Source organism: Allobosea sp. 05T422_2 (genome assembly GCF_056396265.1).
This window is the reverse complement of sequence record NZ_JBFTLD010000041.1, coordinates 18,247-34,939: the sequence shown is the minus strand read 5'-3', so window position 1 is coordinate 34,939 and position 16,693 is coordinate 18,247. Positions and strand designations below refer to the sequence as shown.

At 59.6% G+C, this 16,693-nt stretch carries 12 protein-coding genes and 1 tRNA gene; 2 read left to right on the top strand and 11 right to left on the bottom strand.

From position 1 onward, the window contains the following. The 8 genes from AC1DJT_RS10530 to AC1DJT_RS10495 form a co-directional block, all read right to left on the bottom strand. Window positions 1-709 (bottom strand): GGDEF domain-containing protein (locus AC1DJT_RS10530; RefSeq protein WP_476834029.1); only part of this gene is annotated, 709 nt, incomplete at its 3' end. 341 nt (window positions 710-1,050) lie between these two features. Further along, on the bottom strand, window positions 1,051-1,638 hold the full coding sequence (locus AC1DJT_RS10525; protein WP_476770981.1) for a hypothetical protein: 588 nt from the start codon (window positions 1,636-1,638) through the stop codon (window positions 1,051-1,053). A gap of 249 nt (window positions 1,639-1,887) precedes the next feature. Next, entirely contained in the window at window positions 1,888-4,137 is a 2,250-nt protein-coding gene (locus AC1DJT_RS10520) for an amylo-alpha-1,6-glucosidase (protein WP_476834028.1), read from the bottom strand. A 62-nt stretch (window positions 4,138-4,199) separates the two neighbouring features. After that, window positions 4,200-5,252: a glycosyltransferase family 4 protein gene (locus tag AC1DJT_RS10515; protein ID WP_476834027.1), complete on the bottom strand. Its 1,053-nt coding sequence runs from the start codon at window positions 5,250-5,252 to the stop codon at window positions 4,200-4,202. Window positions 5,253-5,294: 42 nt separating this feature from the next. Then, window positions 5,295-6,593, bottom strand: coding sequence for an MFS transporter (locus AC1DJT_RS10510; protein WP_476834026.1), 1,299 nt, complete (start codon window positions 6,591-6,593; stop codon window positions 5,295-5,297). A gap of 156 nt (window positions 6,594-6,749) precedes the next feature. After that, window positions 6,750-8,045: an NRAMP family divalent metal transporter gene (locus tag AC1DJT_RS10505; RefSeq protein WP_441491013.1), complete on the bottom strand. Its 1,296-nt coding sequence runs from the start codon at window positions 8,043-8,045 to the stop codon at window positions 6,750-6,752. Between the two features lie 256 nt (window positions 8,046-8,301). Beyond that, window positions 8,302-9,252 (bottom strand): IS481 family transposase, encoded by a 951-nt coding sequence (locus AC1DJT_RS10500; RefSeq protein WP_476834025.1) that lies wholly within the window; start codon window positions 9,250-9,252, stop codon window positions 8,302-8,304. A gap of 86 nt (window positions 9,253-9,338) precedes the next feature. Next, the gene (locus tag AC1DJT_RS10495) at window positions 9,339-10,343 is read right to left on the bottom strand and encodes a complex I NDUFA9 subunit family protein (RefSeq protein WP_476769972.1); all 1,005 of its coding nucleotides are present in this window, start codon (window positions 10,341-10,343) and stop codon (window positions 9,339-9,341) included. Window positions 10,344-10,486: 143 nt separating this feature from the next. Between AC1DJT_RS10495 and AC1DJT_RS10490 the strand changes: the two genes are divergently transcribed. Next, window positions 10,487-10,573, top strand: a tRNA-Leu gene (locus AC1DJT_RS10490). 651 nt (window positions 10,574-11,224) lie between these two features. Next, window positions 11,225-12,043: a tyrosine-type recombinase/integrase gene (locus tag AC1DJT_RS10485; protein ID WP_476769971.1), complete on the top strand. Its 819-nt coding sequence runs from the start codon at window positions 11,225-11,227 to the stop codon at window positions 12,041-12,043. A 157-nt stretch (window positions 12,044-12,200) separates the two neighbouring features. On the opposite strand, the gene AC1DJT_RS10480 is transcribed toward AC1DJT_RS10485, so the two are convergent. The 3 genes from AC1DJT_RS10480 to AC1DJT_RS10470 form a co-directional block, all read right to left on the bottom strand. Continuing rightward, window positions 12,201-13,445 (bottom strand): hypothetical protein, encoded by a 1,245-nt coding sequence (locus tag AC1DJT_RS10480; protein WP_476834024.1) that lies wholly within the window; start codon window positions 13,443-13,445, stop codon window positions 12,201-12,203. A 348-nt stretch (window positions 13,446-13,793) separates the two neighbouring features. Then, window positions 13,794-13,997, bottom strand: coding sequence for a hypothetical protein (locus tag AC1DJT_RS10475; RefSeq protein WP_476769969.1), 204 nt, complete (start codon window positions 13,995-13,997; stop codon window positions 13,794-13,796). 91 nt (window positions 13,998-14,088) lie between these two features. After that, window positions 14,089-16,245 (bottom strand): hypothetical protein, encoded by a 2,157-nt coding sequence (locus tag AC1DJT_RS10470; protein ID WP_476834023.1) that lies wholly within the window; start codon window positions 16,243-16,245, stop codon window positions 14,089-14,091. Window positions 16,246-16,693: the final 448 nt, after the last annotated feature.

Here is a 16,693-nt window from a genome sequence, read left to right as displayed (position 1 = left end):
GCGCAGCCTCGGCAGCGGATGTCCTGGGCATGACCAGGACGAACTCTTCGCCGCCGACCCGGCCGAAACAATCGGAGCGCCTGACATTCGCGTGGATCTCCTTGGCAAATCTGCACAGGATCTCATCCCCGGCCGCATGCCCGAAGCGATCGTTGATGACCTTGAAATGGTCGATATCGAGAACGGCCAGGCAGCCCGTCAGCCGGCTGTCCAGGCGCCGTTGAAGCAGCATGTCGTCGATCCGGGCCATCACGAACCGGCGGTTGGCGATCCCCGTCAGTTCGTCCGTGTACGAGGCCTTGACCGCACTGTCCCGGTCCTGGCGCAGAGTTCTCTTGTCGGAATGGAGATCGGTCGTGACGCTCGCGATGCAGAGCATCCAGCCGTCATCGCTGACCATCTCGGTCATCCAGAGCCACCGCCCGTCATGCAGATCGGTCTCGTAGGCGCGGTACCCGACCTTGCCTCGCCGCGACTGCGTCGAGATCAGCCATTCCTCGAAATTCTTGGTTCGAACGACCGTCCCCGTTTCCGCCGAAAAATTCCGGCGCATGATCTCCGACCAGGACGGATCCTCGCTGGCGCGGATGGAATAGGCCTGGCGAAAGGCTCGGTTCGCCTTTCGAAGCCGGTCGAACTGGTCATACAGGGCGACCAGGACCGGGGAGCCCTCAAGCATCTCAATGAGCTGTTGAGTCGTCTCGTCCATCGATCGGGAACCTAACACGTTACCGGGAGGGGAAGCAGCCCTTCACTCGACGAATGACCGGCCCGGTTTCTGTCCGACGAGCACGGCATTGCCKGAAAGGGACTGCCGATCAGGCAGTCGAGCGGAGGTTTGCAGCATAAGGCCAGTATGCAGTGACGATGGCTCACCGTACCCAACCCTCGCACTGCCGATCAACCTGCCTTTTGCCGAGGAGCGGTCGAGCGCCTTGCTGCCGGCCTTGCCGGCGCCCTGGCTCAGGCACTGGCGCGCAAGGTTTCCATAAGGTCGCCTGCAGTCGCGACCCGGCTCGTTCCGGCTGAAGTTCCGATCGGGCCGCGTCGTCACTGCATGTTGTAGACGATGCGCCCGATCCAATAGCCCTGATAGGCAAGATGCACGGCAGCCATGGACATCTGGACCCAACGTTGCGCGAAAACACAGGCAACGAGACAGAGAGCCAGGCCAATCGGTACCTGGATCAAGTAATCGCCGCTGAGTTGGGTCCAGCGCTCCGTGCCCTTGATCAGGGTATCGACCACGTCGAGAATGAAGGACGTCGCCATGAGGCCGAAGAACCAGCGCCGCCGGTTGATGAAGAAGTCCTCGTAGCCGGCATATTCAGCGACGTTGTCCGGAAACAGCAGCGCCGACAGCAAATAGAGCACGATCGCGTAGCCGATCAGGAAGATGTAGACGCCGAAGCTCCAGTTGGGGATGCGCGACAGCCCGAATTCCCACCACCAGAACAGCACGAGTTCCAGCAGGATCGAGCCGACCCAGAGCATGTGAAGCATCGAGACGCGATAACGATCGGGATGCTGGATGAAACCGGCGATGCCGGTCAGCATCCGGGTGATGCCGAGGCCGATGATCATGCCCATTACGATGCGGACATGGGGAAAGAGTTCATGCGGCGCGACGGTATCCATCGCGTGTGATTAGAACATCCGGCCGGAAATTGGAATCCGGTTCAGCTTCGAAGTGGATCGTTCACTCTTGCCTCGAAGAGATTGAAATCACGTCTGAAAATTGAAGCGACGCTTGCCAGAAAGACCCCCTCTGCTTCCGAGGCAATGCAGGCATCGCCTACTCCCTGCGGCGCGGAAAGCATGGACACCGATCCGCGCAACCTCGGTCGCCGGCGAGTTCGTCCTGGAGGCGCAGCCCCCCTGCCCGGATTACTTGGTTTTGACCAGAACGACGCGAGCGTTGCTGTCTTCCCACCGCTTCAGGACATTGATCGTGACATCGCTCTCATGCCGATGCACGCGCACATCGAATCGTGAGGCCCCAAGTCTCAGCCCGCGAATTGTCACATCGTCGAGAAACGAAGGCAGGACGGGATCCAGGAGTTTGACCTCGTTCGTCGCCGCCGGCAATTGCAGCCCCAGGCAAGCGGCCAGCATCGCGAAGGGCGCGGCTGCAGCCCAGGCCTGAGGCGAGCAAGCGACGGGATAGGCAGTCGGTCCACGTCGACGCCGTCTCAGGAAGCCGCAGAAGAGCTCCGGCAGGCGGCGCTGTTCCTGATAGGCGGCCGCGTCAAAGATCGCCTCGAACAGCCGTGCAGCCTCAGTTTTCAGGCCGTAATTGCTGAAGCCGAGCGCGATCAGCGCGTTGTCATGAGGCCACACCGAGCCATTGTGATAGGACATCGGATTGTAGCGGGCTTCATTGACATTGAGCGTGCGAATGCCCCAGCCGCTGAACCCCCCTTCACTCATGAGTGACTGGGCGACCTGCGCCGCCCGCGAGGGGTAGGCGATGCCACCGAACAGAGCATGACCGGCGTTGGAAGAGCGGACGCGACACTGCCGCTTGTTTCCGTCCAGCGCCAATGCGTAGGAGCCGATATCCTCGCACCAGAAAGCCCGATCKAACCGCTCCTGCAAGATCGATGCTTCACGCCGCAAGACGTGGGCGCGCTCGCCGAGATCGAGAGCGCTCGCCATGGTGGCTGCAGCTTGCTTTGCGGCATAGACATAGGCCTGAACCTCGACGAGGGCGATCGGTCCCTGAGCCAAGGAGCCATCGGCATGCGAGATCGAATCGTGACTATCCTTCCACCCTTGATTGGTTAGGCCATTGTCCGTCTCGCGATAGTATTCAACAAACCCGTCGCCGTCGCGATCTCCGAATGTGTCGCACCATTGAAGTGCGGCCTCGACGTTGGCCCAGATCTGCTCGATCGTGGCCCGGTCGCCTGTTCGATCAAAATACTGGCCGGCCAACATGACGAAGAGCGGGGTGGCATCCACGGAGCCGTAATAGAGTCCGAATGGAACCTCGCCGAGATTGGCCATCTCTCCGTGTCGTCGTTCATGCAGGATCTTGCCCGGCTGCGCATCGGCTTCAGGGTCAGGGGCGATGGCCTGTGCCTTCGCCAGCTGCAGCAGTACGCCCCGCGCCACCAAGGGATCGGTCCATAGCAACATCATTGCCGTGATAATGCCGTCGCGCCCGAACATCGTCGAAAACCACGGAATGCCAGCATAGGGGTAAACTCCGTCGGCGCTCCGGGTCATGAGCGTGTAAAGATCCGATGTCGAGCGATAGATAAGATCTGAAAAGAGTGTATTCGTAGACTCTACCTTGGCAATATTGGAAGTCAGAGCGCGCAGGTCTCGGCGAGCGTCCTGGTAGGCCTTGGCAAAGCCCTGAGGTGGGGCGCCGGGGGCGTCCTCTCCGGAACGAATGTCTCGATTGGGTGCGTCAAGCACGTCGCAGGCGATGGCGATAAGGAGCGACGTTCGCTCGCCTGGCTTGAGCGAAAATTGAAATGACGCAAAGTCCCTGGTCAATTGAACAGGTTCAGGCTCGAATCGAAGAACGGTTCTGCGCACCCTGTCGTCGAGGCCGCGATAGAGGAAACGCGCAATCTGCGAAGACATGAGGACGTCGACTTCGCCGCGATGCGCGCGTTTCATACCCCTGACTTCGAAGAGATCCCGGAAATCTGCCGCGAAAGACAAGGAAATCTTGAAATCGTGCGGAACACGGTCGAAATTGCGCAATCCGACACGCTCATAGCAAACGGAGTTCCAGAGAAATTTTGTCCGCTCGATGGCGATCGCATCGCGCGGAATGATGGTCGTGCCATCATTCCGGGCAATCTCAGGATTGGCCAGATCGACGGTCAAGGAAGCATTGTCGTCCTGGATGACCGAGCTGAGAAGGAGTGGACGCTTGCCTTCGAAGAAGAGTTGCAGCCGCGAAAGGTGCCTGGTGTCGTTGCAGAATAGCCCCTCCGACGTGTCGGGGGTGATGCCCAGGTCGCCATAGCTGTCGAGAACAGCGAACGCATCGCCCGCCTTCAGTGTGCGCAATGGGCGCTCTACGAGCGACGGGTGGGCATCGAGGGCGTGCTCGGCCAGTTGTTCCTGCAGAGGCGGGATCTGGCGCTCGCCTGCGGCGACGCTGTGCTCATTCATCCCACTGCTCCTCCTCGCTGGAGATCAGGCAGGTCCGTGCGGATTGGGTCATGGTTCTGCGTCTATTCTGCGGCCCTTCGGGTGTGCCCTGGCGAACGCAGCAGGTGATCGAAGGCGTCGAGATAGTCGGTCGCCATCCGGGCGGCGGTGAAATGGCCTTCGAAATACCGCCGGACCTGGAAGCGATCCATGGCAACGCTATGCTTTGCAGCGGCAACGGCTTCAGCGATGGAGTCGACGAGGATCCCGGATACGCCATCCCTTACGACTTCAGGCACGGAACCGTTGCGCCAAGCGATAACCGGCGTTCCCGCCGCCATCGCTTCGATCATCACAAGCCCGAACGGCTCTGGCCAATCGATCGGAAACAGAAGGGCACAGGCTCCGCCGAGGAACGCAGATTTCTGCGCCTCGTCGATTTCCCCGATGAACTCGATTGAGGGATGATCGAGCAGCGGCAAGATTCGGGTCCTGAAATACTCCTCATCAACCGGATCGACCTTCGCCGCGATCTTGAGCGGCATGCCGGCACGCTTGGCGATCTCGATCGCCCGATCCGGTCGCTTCTCCGGCGTGATGCGCCCGAGGAAGGCCAGATACGCCCCTCCCCGCGCGTCGAACGGGCAAAGGMCCGGACCCAATCCGTGATGGACGGTCGCCAGCCAATTCGCAGTTGCCGGCATCGGTTTCCGTTGGCAATCGGAAATCGATATCAGCGGCATCTGGGGGAAGGCCTCATAGACCGGGAGAAAATCGGGCAGGTCCAAGCGGCCATGCAGCGTCGTCACGCATTTGTGCGCGAGATCCGTGAACAAGGCATGCTGCAGCAGATCGAGATGGAAATGAATAATGTCGAAGGAAGCCGCACGCGCCCGGACCTTCGCAAGCATCGCAAGATGGCTCGCGGTGTGATCGCGAATGCCCGCAAGTCGCAAGCCCTGCGGTGCGCAAGCGACAAGCTCGGCGGACGTCGTTGAATCGGCCGATGCGAACAGAGTGACCTGATGTCCTTGCCGAACGAGCTCTTCGGTGAGCCAGGACGCGACCCGCTCCGTCCCGCCATACAGTCTCGGCGGAACCGACTCGGCCAGCGGTGCAACTTGCGCAATCCGCATCCGATTTCTCCAAACGCCGCTGACGCCTGCCGGGACGGCGAGCTAGCAACTCCGGTCGGGCGGAAAAGTTCGGACGCCTTGACCGCCGGCAGCCTGCCCGGCCTGGATCCGGGGGACCGTTTCCGGCATTGCCATCACCATCAGGATAAGCGCGACCAGCCCCACTGCGGACAGCACGGCAAAGGCAACGCTGTATCCGGCCCAGACCACGAGACTGCCGGCAAACACATAGCTCGACGCACCGCCAATGCCCTGAATCGTGCCGATGATCCCGCGAGCCATATTGTAACGACCGCTGCCACGGACGGCACCATAAAGAATAAGCGGGAGCAACACGTCGAACAGCCCTGCGCCGACTCCGTCGAGAAGTTGGAAGCCGATCATCCAGTAGGGGTCATCGACAAGCGCGAACAGGATGCCGCGCAGAGGCACAGCGGCGAATGCCAGCGTCAGCAGCCACTTCCCACCGATGAGATTGGCCCGCATGACAAGGAAAGCCATCGGGATCGTCGCCAGTTGGGCGACGATGATCGCCGCGGACGTCACGGCCGTCTCGAAGCCCTTGGCCTCCAAGGCAAGCTTCTGGCTCGCAAGGGCCAGCATCGGCGCATTGGCGAAATGGAACAATGCAGCTCCGATCGCGAGCACCGCAAAGGGCCGCTCGGCAAACAGCCGTCGCCATGCATAGGGACCGCCCCGGTCGCGGCTCGGTCCTTCGAGACCGCGGGCCAATCGATGGTCGATCGCGCTCGCGGGAATCGAAAGCGCGGCAATCGTCGCCAATCCTGCGAACAGCGGAAGCATGTAGAAGACGCCGCGTTGCCCGAAATGGGTGCCGATCAGCGCAGCAAGTGCAGCAATGAACACATTGCCGATGCGGTCATACGCGRCATTGCGCCCAAGTTGCCGGGCAATGCCGCGCGGCCCGAACATTCCCACCGTGATCGCCGCAATCGTCGGTGCAAAGACGGCCCCCAGCAGCGCCATGCTGACGTCCGCGACGAAGACAACGGCGAGTGTCGGGACCGTCGCAATGGCAGCGCCCAGCGTCGCCAGGGCCCAGGCCCCGCCGACTATGAGGGCCCGCTTGGCCCGCGTGGCATCGATCAAGGCGCCGATCGGGGCGTGAAAGGCAATGCCGATCAGCCCGCTTACGGTCAGGAGCGCCCCGATCGTCGCTTGATCCCACCCGACATCCGTCAGGAGGAACACGTTGACATAGGGCCCAAGGCCCCCACGCAAATCCGCCAACAGGAAGTTCAACCAGTCCAGGCTGAGCCGATGCGACACTGAAACCTCGCCGTGGTTTCCCACCCAGATGTCGATGACTGCGTCGTCCACAGGGCGCCCCCCGGCGGCGCTGCGGTTTGAAGCGATATGCCGAAGCCGGCAGAGGGAGCCTTGGAGAGATGCCCAACGCTCCTTACCGCCAGTGTGCCAGGCCGCTGCCGCGATTGCAGACGTGTTGTCCGCGCGTTTCGCCCTGTGCACGCCGTGCTACAGGAGGCTGGTAGCCACCATTCCAATGGCGGTGACGGCCATCACAGCGGTCGAAAGCCAACCAAAGAAGGTCAGTCCACGGCCGATCGTTTGTACGCCCATCACCCGTGGCTGGGTTGCCATCACCATCATCAGCACCATGATCGGAACGGCCACGATGCCGTTGATGACGGCGCTCCAGTAGAGCGCCTTGATCGGATTGATCGGCGTCAGATTCAACGCCACTCCGCAAAGGGTTGCCACCGCAATTGTGACGTAGAACGCCTTCGCATGCTTCGGCTTGCGATCGAGCCCCGTCGGCCAGCGCAGCGTTTCGCCGACGGCATAGGCTGCTGATCCGCCGAGAACGGGGACGGCCAACAGGCCGGTCCCAACAATGCCAAGCGCGAAAAGTCCTTCGGCAAAGACGCCAGCGACGGGTTTCAATGCTTCCGCAGCTTGCGAAGAGCTTTCAATGTCCGTCACGCCATTGGCATGCAGCGTGGCTGCGGCCGTGACCATGATTGCCAGCGCGATGACATTCGAAAATCCCATACCCACAAAAGTATCGAGCCGTATGCGCGCCTTGGCGTCATCGGCTTGCCGGGGCGCCTCCTTGAGCGGTTCGCGCTTCGGATTCGCCATGATATCCTCGACCTCCTGGGAGGCCTGCCAAAAGAACAGATAAGGGCTGATCGTCGTGCCCAGTATCGCGACGATTGCAGTCAAATAATCAGCCCTTAAAGATATGCTTGGAAGTATAAGACTCCGCCCCAATTCCAACCAATCGATCTTTACAAAAAACAGGGTTCCGACATAAGCGAAAAGGGCGATCGTCAGCCATTTCAACACACTGACATAACGTTTGTATTCCAGTAGAACCTGCATAAGGATGCAAGCAATTCCAAATATAATGACATAGACGAGCTGCGGACCAGCCACGAGCAGGCGCAAGGCATCTGCCATCGCACCGATGTCCGCTCCAATATTGATGATGTTTGCAACAAGAAGCAGGGTTACGCCGCCATAGACCAGCCAATCGGGATAATGCCGACGCAGATTTCCTGCGATCCCATGTCCTGTGGTGCGTCCCAGCCGGGCACTGATGATTTGAATGGCACTCATCAAAGGATAGGAAAAGACGAGCGTCCAGGTCGTCATATAGCCGAACTGCGCCCCGGTCTGGGAATAGGTCGCGATCCCGCTTGGATCGTCATCAGATGCGCCAGTGATCAGCCCGGGGCCCAGAACATGCAGGAGCCGCGGCTTGCTGGGCTCCACGACAGGCCTGCGAAATCCATGCGCGTCAGCCATTGTCGTCCGGCTCCTGCGGCCTTTCCTCCATAAGTGGCGAGATGCCGCGATGTTCCCAATAATCTGCCGGAGACTTACGCGACGATCGGATTGCAGCCAGAGATCGTTCCCGATCTGAGGTCATCCATGTGGGGATGACCGCGCCAAATGGTTCCTGGCGTGTCCGGCTAAGCCGAAGGCGCGTTGAACCGACAATCCGCGCGYCAGGGCCAAGATTCCCGACAAGCATTGTCGCCGCGCGGCGAGCGTTGCCCTGCTAGATGTGGAGCGTCAACAGGTTGTCCTCGTCGAGAGCGAGTCTGCTGATGGGGGTATTGGCCTGGATCCCGCCGTGGGGGCGATGCCAGTTGTAATGATGGAGCCAGCGCGGCAGCTCTTCGGCTCTGCGATCTGAGTGGGGATAGGGTCTGGCATAGGCCCATTCGCGGAGCGCCGTCTGGATGAAGCGTTCGGCCTTGCCGTTGGTCCTGGGGGTGTAGGGCCTGGTCCTGATCTGGCGCAGGCCGAGCTCGCGGCAGGCGTGGCGGAAGGCATGGGCTTTGTAGCAGGGGCCGTTGTCGGTCATGACGCGCGCGACGGAGACGCCGAGGCCTTTGTAATAGGCGACGGCGGCCCTGAGGAAGGCGACCGCGCTGAGCGCCGTCTCGTCCGGCTTGATCTCGACGAAGGCGAGCCGGGAGGCATCGTCGATGCAGACATGGGCGAACTCCCAGCCCGCCCCGACGCTGCGGCCGGCGCTGCGATCCCCGGTGACGCGATGCCCCGGCTCCCTGAACCGGTTGAGCTTCTTGATGTCGAGATGGATCAGTTCGCCSGGGCGAGCGCGCTCGTAGCGGCGCGCCGGCTCGGCCGGGTCGAGGTCGCGCATCCGGCTCAGCCGCGCYCGYCGCAGGATCCGGCTCACCGTGGCCGGCGAGACCTGAGCCTGCTTGGCGATGGCCTKGCCGCTCAGCCGCTGGCGCCGCAGYGCGATGATCTGCTCGACCTGGCCTGCCGGCGTCGGGCGATGCAGCCGGCGCGGACGCGACGAGCGGTCCGCCAGCCCGGCCATGCCCTCGGCGGCGAAGCGGGCGATCCATTTATGGACGGTCTTGAGGCTGACGCGGGCCGCCTTGGCGATCACGCCAGAGGCCGTGCCTGCCGCCGCCATGCGCACGATCCGCTCTCGACCCAACTGCGTCAGACGGGCATTCTTATGGATGTTCATCCGGTCCTCCTTCGATGGAGACTGAAGCTTCGCAACCTCAGCTTCCTCGCTCGGGACCGGATGGACAACCTATTGAGAGCTCACATCTAGCCGACGCGGGCTGTGTCGAACTGGCCCGTCTTGCGGAAACGCCAGAGATAGGACGGCACGATGGCCTCGACCGAGGTCGGGGTGATTCCGATTCCCTCGAAGCAACGCCCCTCCGCCTTCGCCTGCTTCGAGACGACATTATCGATCTCGAGCAGCGTGACCTGATCACGCGTCAGCATCAGCTCGTCCGGCAGCAAGCCGAGCGTCAGGGTGTTGACGATTTCCAGAATGCGCGCCTGAAGCCGCGCCAGCGGGAACGGCAGCGACGCCAACACACGCTTGCGGCCGGTCACCTCGCAAACATAGGTCAGCAGCTCCTTGAAGCTCTTCACCTCAGGCCCGCCAAGTTCGTAGATTCGGCCGCCAGTGATCGTCCCGTCGATGGCGCGCGCMGCAGCCTCGGCGACATCGCCAACGAAGACAGGCTGGAACTTGGTCTCACCGCCGCCGATCAAGGGCAGGACAGGCAGCATCCGGGCGAGCGAAGCGAAGCGGTTGAAGAAGGAATCCTCCGGCCCAAAGACGATCGAAGGGCGCAGGACGATGGCCGAGGGAACCAACGACAGAACGGCAGCCTCGCCTTCTGCCTTGCTGCGGTCGTAGGCGGACCGTGATTCACGCGCGGCGCCAATTGCGGAAACCTGGACCAGACGGGTGATGCCGTGGGCAGCGCAGGCCTGCGCGACGGCACGAGCACCATTGGCCTGAACGGCCGAGAAGCTCTGCCGGCCGCCTTCCTGGAGAATGCCGACGAGGTTGATCACCGCATCCGCGCCACGCACCGCAGCAGCAACCGAATCGGGATAGCGCAGATTCGCCTGCACCGATATGATCTGCCCGACGGTGCCGAGCGGCTGCAGGAAACCGGCGAGATCGGGCCGGCGCACCGCGACGCGCACGCGGTATCCGCGCTTGACCAATGCACGCACGACATGGCGGCCGATGAAGCCGGAGCCGCCGAAAACCGTGATCAGCTGCGAGGACGGGGTCTGGGTGGCCATATTTCTCAAGCTCCGCCGAGGACTTGCCGCTGTCCTAGTGGATCGAACCTGCGCTGTGAAGGCGAACATTCCACAGATAGGCGCATGCCGGCTCGATATCCCCGTTGACAGCCTCCATCCGCCCCCGTAAACGAACCGCCGTTGCCCAGGTGGCGGAATTGGTAGACGCACCAGCTTCAGGTGCTGGCGCTCGCAAGGGCGTGGAGGTTCGAGTCCTCTCCTKGGCACCACTCGGCTCTCATATGCGGCCTAACCGCTTGAGAGAGCACAAGTTTCCTTCCGCATCATAAGTGACCTGCTGCCCAACCGGTGTAAACGGGCGGTGCAGAATGGTCTTGAGAACGCCTAGGCCCACAAGGCGCTCCGATAGTAGCTTTCATCAGTTCTGTGCGCATGTCCCCTGTGACCTTCAGAGCCGCCTGAAGGGCCACTGCACGGTCCTGTCCCTCCCCCCTGATTCGTCCGGCGAGGAACCCATGATTCGCGCCTCCTTTGGTCGTGTCGTGAGGTTTTCCCTGAGGACGCATGAGCGCTCTGTAGCCGCCGCTCGCAACAGTGCAGCGGTGGGCCAACTTGCAGCCCTCTACTCATGCGTCCGCAATGGTGCTGTGAAGCCAGAGGAAGCCCAAGGAGCGCTTGTGGTGCCATGGACAACCCAAAGGCCTGAAAGCCCTCAGCGGGCATCCCAGAGTCCTGGGGCCCCCTCACCTTCTCCCCCCAAGGAAAAGGTCACGCTCACGGGCATCTTTGCGGACTGGTGGGGGGAAGCACGGGCCGTAGGCAGGAAGCCAAGCACCCATGAGAGCTACAGTAACACCACGAATAGCTTCATCGCCTTCCTAGGACGCGACGATGCAACGCAAGTGACGCCTGAGCATGTCGTGGCTTTCAAGGACCACAGACTGGCCACCGTTAACCCGAGGACCAACAGGCCCATCTCGGCAAAGACCGTGAAGGATAGTGATCTATCGGCCCTCAAGACCCTATTCGGATGGGCAGTGAGCAATCGACGCCTCACCAGCAATCCGGCTGAAGGCATCACGATCAAGCTCGGCAAGCGCAGGATGGCACGCCCTAAGGGCTTCACCGATGATGAGGCTCAAGCCCTCCTCAAGGCTGCTGATGCACTCAGGCAAGGCAATGAGCAGCCAAAGACCTTCGCGGCCAAGCGGTGGATTCCATGGCTGTGCGCTTACACAGGCGCTCGCGTTGGCGAACTAGCTCAGCTTCGCAAAGAGGATGTGCGGAAGGCTGGCAACCATTGGGTGATTCATATCAGCCCCGAGGCCGGGACAGTGAAGACCGATCAGGCGCGGGACGTTGTAATGCATGAGCATCTCGCGGCCAAAGGCTTCCCGGAGTTCGCCCAGGGCAGCAAAGCGGGGCACTTGTTCCTCACGCCTGCCAAGAAGGACGGTGACGTTCTAGGGCCGCTCCAGGGCCTCAAGAACCGCCTAGCGGAGACAGCACGAGAAACCGTGAAGGACCCTCGTGTGATGCCGAACCACGGATGGCGACATCGCTTCAAGACCGTGGCCCGCTCAGTTGGCATGGATAATCGCGTGGTCGATGCGATCCAAGGGCACGCTGCGAGGACTGCCGGTGATGATTACGGTGATGTGACCGTGGATGCCATGGCTCTAGCCATCGCGAAGTTCCCGAGACAGCTTGCGATGGATGAGGAAGCCAAGGGAGCTTAAGGGCTCCTAAGGTCCCGCACGGTTGAGCAATCGACCACACGCAACAATCTCTCAGATCTAAACTTTTTGACGCAACAATATTACAATTTGCATGGAGCCCCTGAGCATTCCACATCGGCGCCAATGGGAAGCCCAGGGGCTCCTGTGTTTCCTTTGATCAGGCCGCTAGAGCGGTGATCGTCTCTGCCTCTTCAGCCGATACAGGCTTATCCCACAGCCAATCCTTCAGTAGACTCCTCATGCGCTCTGAGGGGATAAACACCGTGATTGGCTCGCCATCTCTAATTTGAGAACGCCATATCCATTGAAGCATCTCAGAGAGAGCAAAGGCGCTTTGGTCCATGGCTATACCCCTATCCTCAAAGTAGGCCTTAACGTATGGATGGGGAAACATGTTGCAGAGATAGGCTAGAGACTTCTTTTCCTTATAGTCGTTGGTAGCCTTGGCGTTACATGGGATGAATCCACGGGAGTATCGAGAGCCCTTCAACTTTCCCTTTACAGAGCTATAAGTGGTCCAGGCATTGTCCTCCGACACAGTCTTGGCCACAGACTTGAAGAAATACTCTGTGCTCGCCTTTAGCCTCTCAAGCTGTGTATCGGTTCTGCCCTTGAACCATTGCGATGAGAACGGATTGCTTCGCCCAACACGCCTTCCAACGTCATTCAAAGGCCCCTCATAGATCGTGATAAGGCTCCTCAGGTGCTCCTTCAGGCGAGCCTCTTCCTCCCTGTCGGTAAAAGCCACTACCCTTTGGTTCCGCAGGGTCTTGAGTTCGTATTCCAGCCCTTCCGCTTGCAAGTAGGAAGCCATGGGGGAGCCACGAAAGAGGTATGTCAGGACAATCACATCCTCAAATGCACGAATGAACTCTGAGGGAAACTCCCAGATCAGAACCTTGTCTCTAACGAACACAAGGTTCCCGTTGTCGCAGAGGCGTTTGATGTGGTCGAATTTACCCACGTAGTTCTTGTGAGCTTCGTTATTCCATCGAATCTTCCGCGACTCCTTATCGACATAGATCATGCCCTTATCGATGAGCAAACTACGATCAGAGGCCGAAAGCTCCTCAAAGAGAGCCACACACTCCAAGGTCTCATCTATGACCAGAGTGTATCCCTGCTCCTTTATCTTCGCGCACATCTCATGAGTGAGAAGCTTAAAGAGCGAGTGGGTGGTGCAAATGTTCTCACCACGATCTATGAGTTTATCAAGATGGTAGAGCTTCCGACCATCGATAGGCTGAGGATTACGGAACTCAAGTCTAGGGCACTTGTCGGTGATACGATCCACCTCACTGAGCAATGGAGCCACATAGATAAACTTAGGCATGGAGTGATCTTCATTATCGAAGCTCAATGACACGGCCTTTGAGTGGGTATGATTGATGCGCTCGATCATGTATGAGGTCTTTCCAGAACCCATGATAGAGTCAATTATGGTGATCAATGTTTAGTCCTTCCAAACATGGCTTATTTGGATCGATTTGAATGCTTAACGATAGCTGTGATGACCACAGAGCGGTCTGGAAGCATCAAATGATGAGAAATGATCTTCTTAAGGAGGGGGTTATAATAAAATACCCCCTATCATTGGCCCCTTAAGGCCCTCTAATTCTTTAGATCTTCCTTTTAAGGATCGATCCAAAAAGCCATTATGTTTCAATGAGTTATTTTGCTTCAGTCCAAGTTCTAAGAGCTTGAAACTGTACTTGGGTCACGATGCGTTGTGGCCTAGCTCAATATGACCTCAGGCCGCATGACACCCAAGGTAGACTTTCAAGAGCTCATCAAGCAGCACTGCATTGCTTGGTGTCCCTCCCATGTCCTGTGATGCTTTGTTCTGAGCCTGCTTAAGGCGTTCCCGGCTCTGTCCATTGGCTCGCACATAGAAGCCATAGAACGGGGTGTTCTCATCGATCCCACGAGGGTTCTTGAAGCGCTTAGTAATCATGTTCGTCATCCTGTTTGAGTTCATAAGAAAAGAGCCACTTGGATTGCTATTGCTCCAAGAGGCCCATGTGTTCGCTTATTTCTTGTGGTTCTTAGTCCCTGTATGTGGCCCTCAGGCCCGCCTCATGCTTGAGGTAAACATCCCAAGCCTGAGACCTTTGGCCCCAAGGAAGCTCATTGATCGCGTCCTCAACGTAGGACTTAGCTTCCTCCCATGACCTAGCCTGAAGATTCAGCTTATTGACCAATGATCGGGCAACGCCCGCATGATCCCCAGCGATAGATTCGAGACCATCGCCAAAGTTAGCTCTGGTGTTCATGTGAGCCCTTGTCTTGGCTGTGTACCGATCAACGCTGACAATCGTTTCTCTGGGGCGCTCCACAGAGTAACCCCGATGATCTATGCGAATGGTCCGTGGATCAATGCGCTCTCCAGAATCCTTGATAGCCTCACTGGCGGCCTCGGAAGCCTCTGAACTACCCTTGCCTGCCTGGCGCGCTCGTTGGGCCTGTACGGCTTCCTGGGCGACCCTCTGGACAGCCTCCAGACCCGTAGCGCCCTCATGTGCCGCCAAGGCGCTCTCAGGAGGAAGTCTCGCTGGGATGGGTAACGCGGCCTCATCCAACATCGGAGACCCAACAGGCCGAAGGGGAACACCCCCACTACCGTCCGCGCCAAAGCGGCTAGTGAACTCGTGAACAGGGTTGCGACTGCCAGTGATGGCATCGACCGTACGCGCAGCTCCGTAGATACCGCCCTGGAGCGCCATAGCCTTCGCTAGAGSTGCGGGAGCCACGAGTGCCCTCGCCATCTCCAATTCGCTCCCAAGACCAATGATTGCCGCAGCGCCTCCGATGGCTCTCTTCGTGGGGTTCCTGGCCCAACTAGCAGGATTTATTGTGTCCTCCATGAGTGGCGAGGAGGAGACACCCCCGGCGAAATAACCATCCTCAAAGCGCCCCTTGGCCTTCAGGCTATTCAGAGCACTGCGTTCCTCAAGCTTCTCGATGTAGCGCTTCCCAAGGGCCGATGAGCCCAACGCATCCCGCAGTTGCCCGAGGCGATCCATCGAAATGGTTTCCCCATTGCTGAGCAGCACCTCAGCGGTATCCATCGCCTCTCGATGCCTACTGCTCTCCTCTCGCCCAAGCATGGTACGAAGGTCCTTCCGTGCTCGGCCAGTTTCTCCGCTCAGGGCTTCCTCAGCGACCGTGACCGCCTTGAATGCCCCCTCAGGATCGCGAGGCTCGATGCCCAGCCTGTTGAACCTATCTGCCAGTCTCCCGGCCACCACAGGGTCCATATCGCTGTATCGGACGGCATTGGTGATATCGCCCGCGCCCCTGACGCCTCGCACGGAAGCGCCCATAGCCCCTGAGGACGCAGCGGCCCCCAGCATCTCATGAGGATCGATGGTCAGGCCCTTATCCGTGCCTGCCGTCACTCCGACCTGATCAACCAGATTGCCCACAGCGCCGGCCAATGCATCCACAGCGCCCGCCTTGGCGACTTGCCCCGGTATCTGAGAGATAGCCGCAAGGCCTGCACCCTTGGTCACTCCCGAGATCGCGGGGTTGATTCCAACCTTGTTCATGTACGCCTGGAGAGCCGCAGAGCCCCCAGCCGCGACATAGTCCGTGACAGAGGCAGGCTTGCCCCCATTGTTCTCCACGCGGACATCCATGGACGGGCCGAAGGATCGTGAGGCACTCGAAGCCATGAACCCCGCAGGACCAGCAAGCGCACCAGCACCAAGGTCAATCGCAAGGCCAGGAGCGCCCTCAAGGATCGTGCGAGGCAGATAGCCCCATCCGAACCCACCAGCGCCCGCGTCTTTCCCTTGAGGATAATAGAAGCCCTGAGAGGCGGGTTTGTAGTTCTCGGGAACGATGGACTTGCCAAAGTCAGCGATAGCCTCACCGGCTGTCTTAGCCGTATCGAGGCCCGAGGCCTCACCAAGCCAGTGAGCCGTGCGACCAACGCCTACAGCAGCGTTAGCAGCACCGTATTGTAGAGCCTTGCGGGACTTCTCAAGTGCGCCCTCGCTGTCCTGCGGGGAAGCCGTTGGTGGCGAATGTAGCTCATGTGGTGCGGTAGATATGCCATCAACTAGCCGCTTGACGCTGACGCCTTCGCTTAGCAGGCGGTCAACATCTCCACTGTTGTGAGGGGCGTACGTGCGATAACCACTAAGAATATCATCATCCGATACGCCTTCTTGTCGTAGCCTATTGATATCATCAGCCATCGATGAGTGGCMCGTATTTGTGTCATTCATGGTCTTATTGTCTTTCTCCATCGTTGGGTTTGTTATTGGGTGAGCTTTCCGCTCAGTTCCTCCCGAGGACCACACGACAAACAAAAAAGAGCCCGCGATTGCTCGCGAGCCCTTGAGGTCGTGGGTATCTTTGGGCGGCTTCGGACCGCCTTCTCTCTATAGGGCACCAAAATCGCGCCGGAGCGGGCTCAAGTGATTGGTGTTATTGGTAAATCAGCGAAACATTCCGAGAGCCCGGACAGCTGACGATGCCCAGAGGCCTAAGACAGGGGAACCAATGAAAGCACCTACGCCCCGAGCGCCCCGGAGCACGATCCACGAGACAGCCTCTCTTAAGTGAGGCAGCGAGAGGCCTCTGGAGTCATAAGCCCCTGAGAGCACTATGGATTCGCCGGAACTTTCGACGGTCCTGAAATTC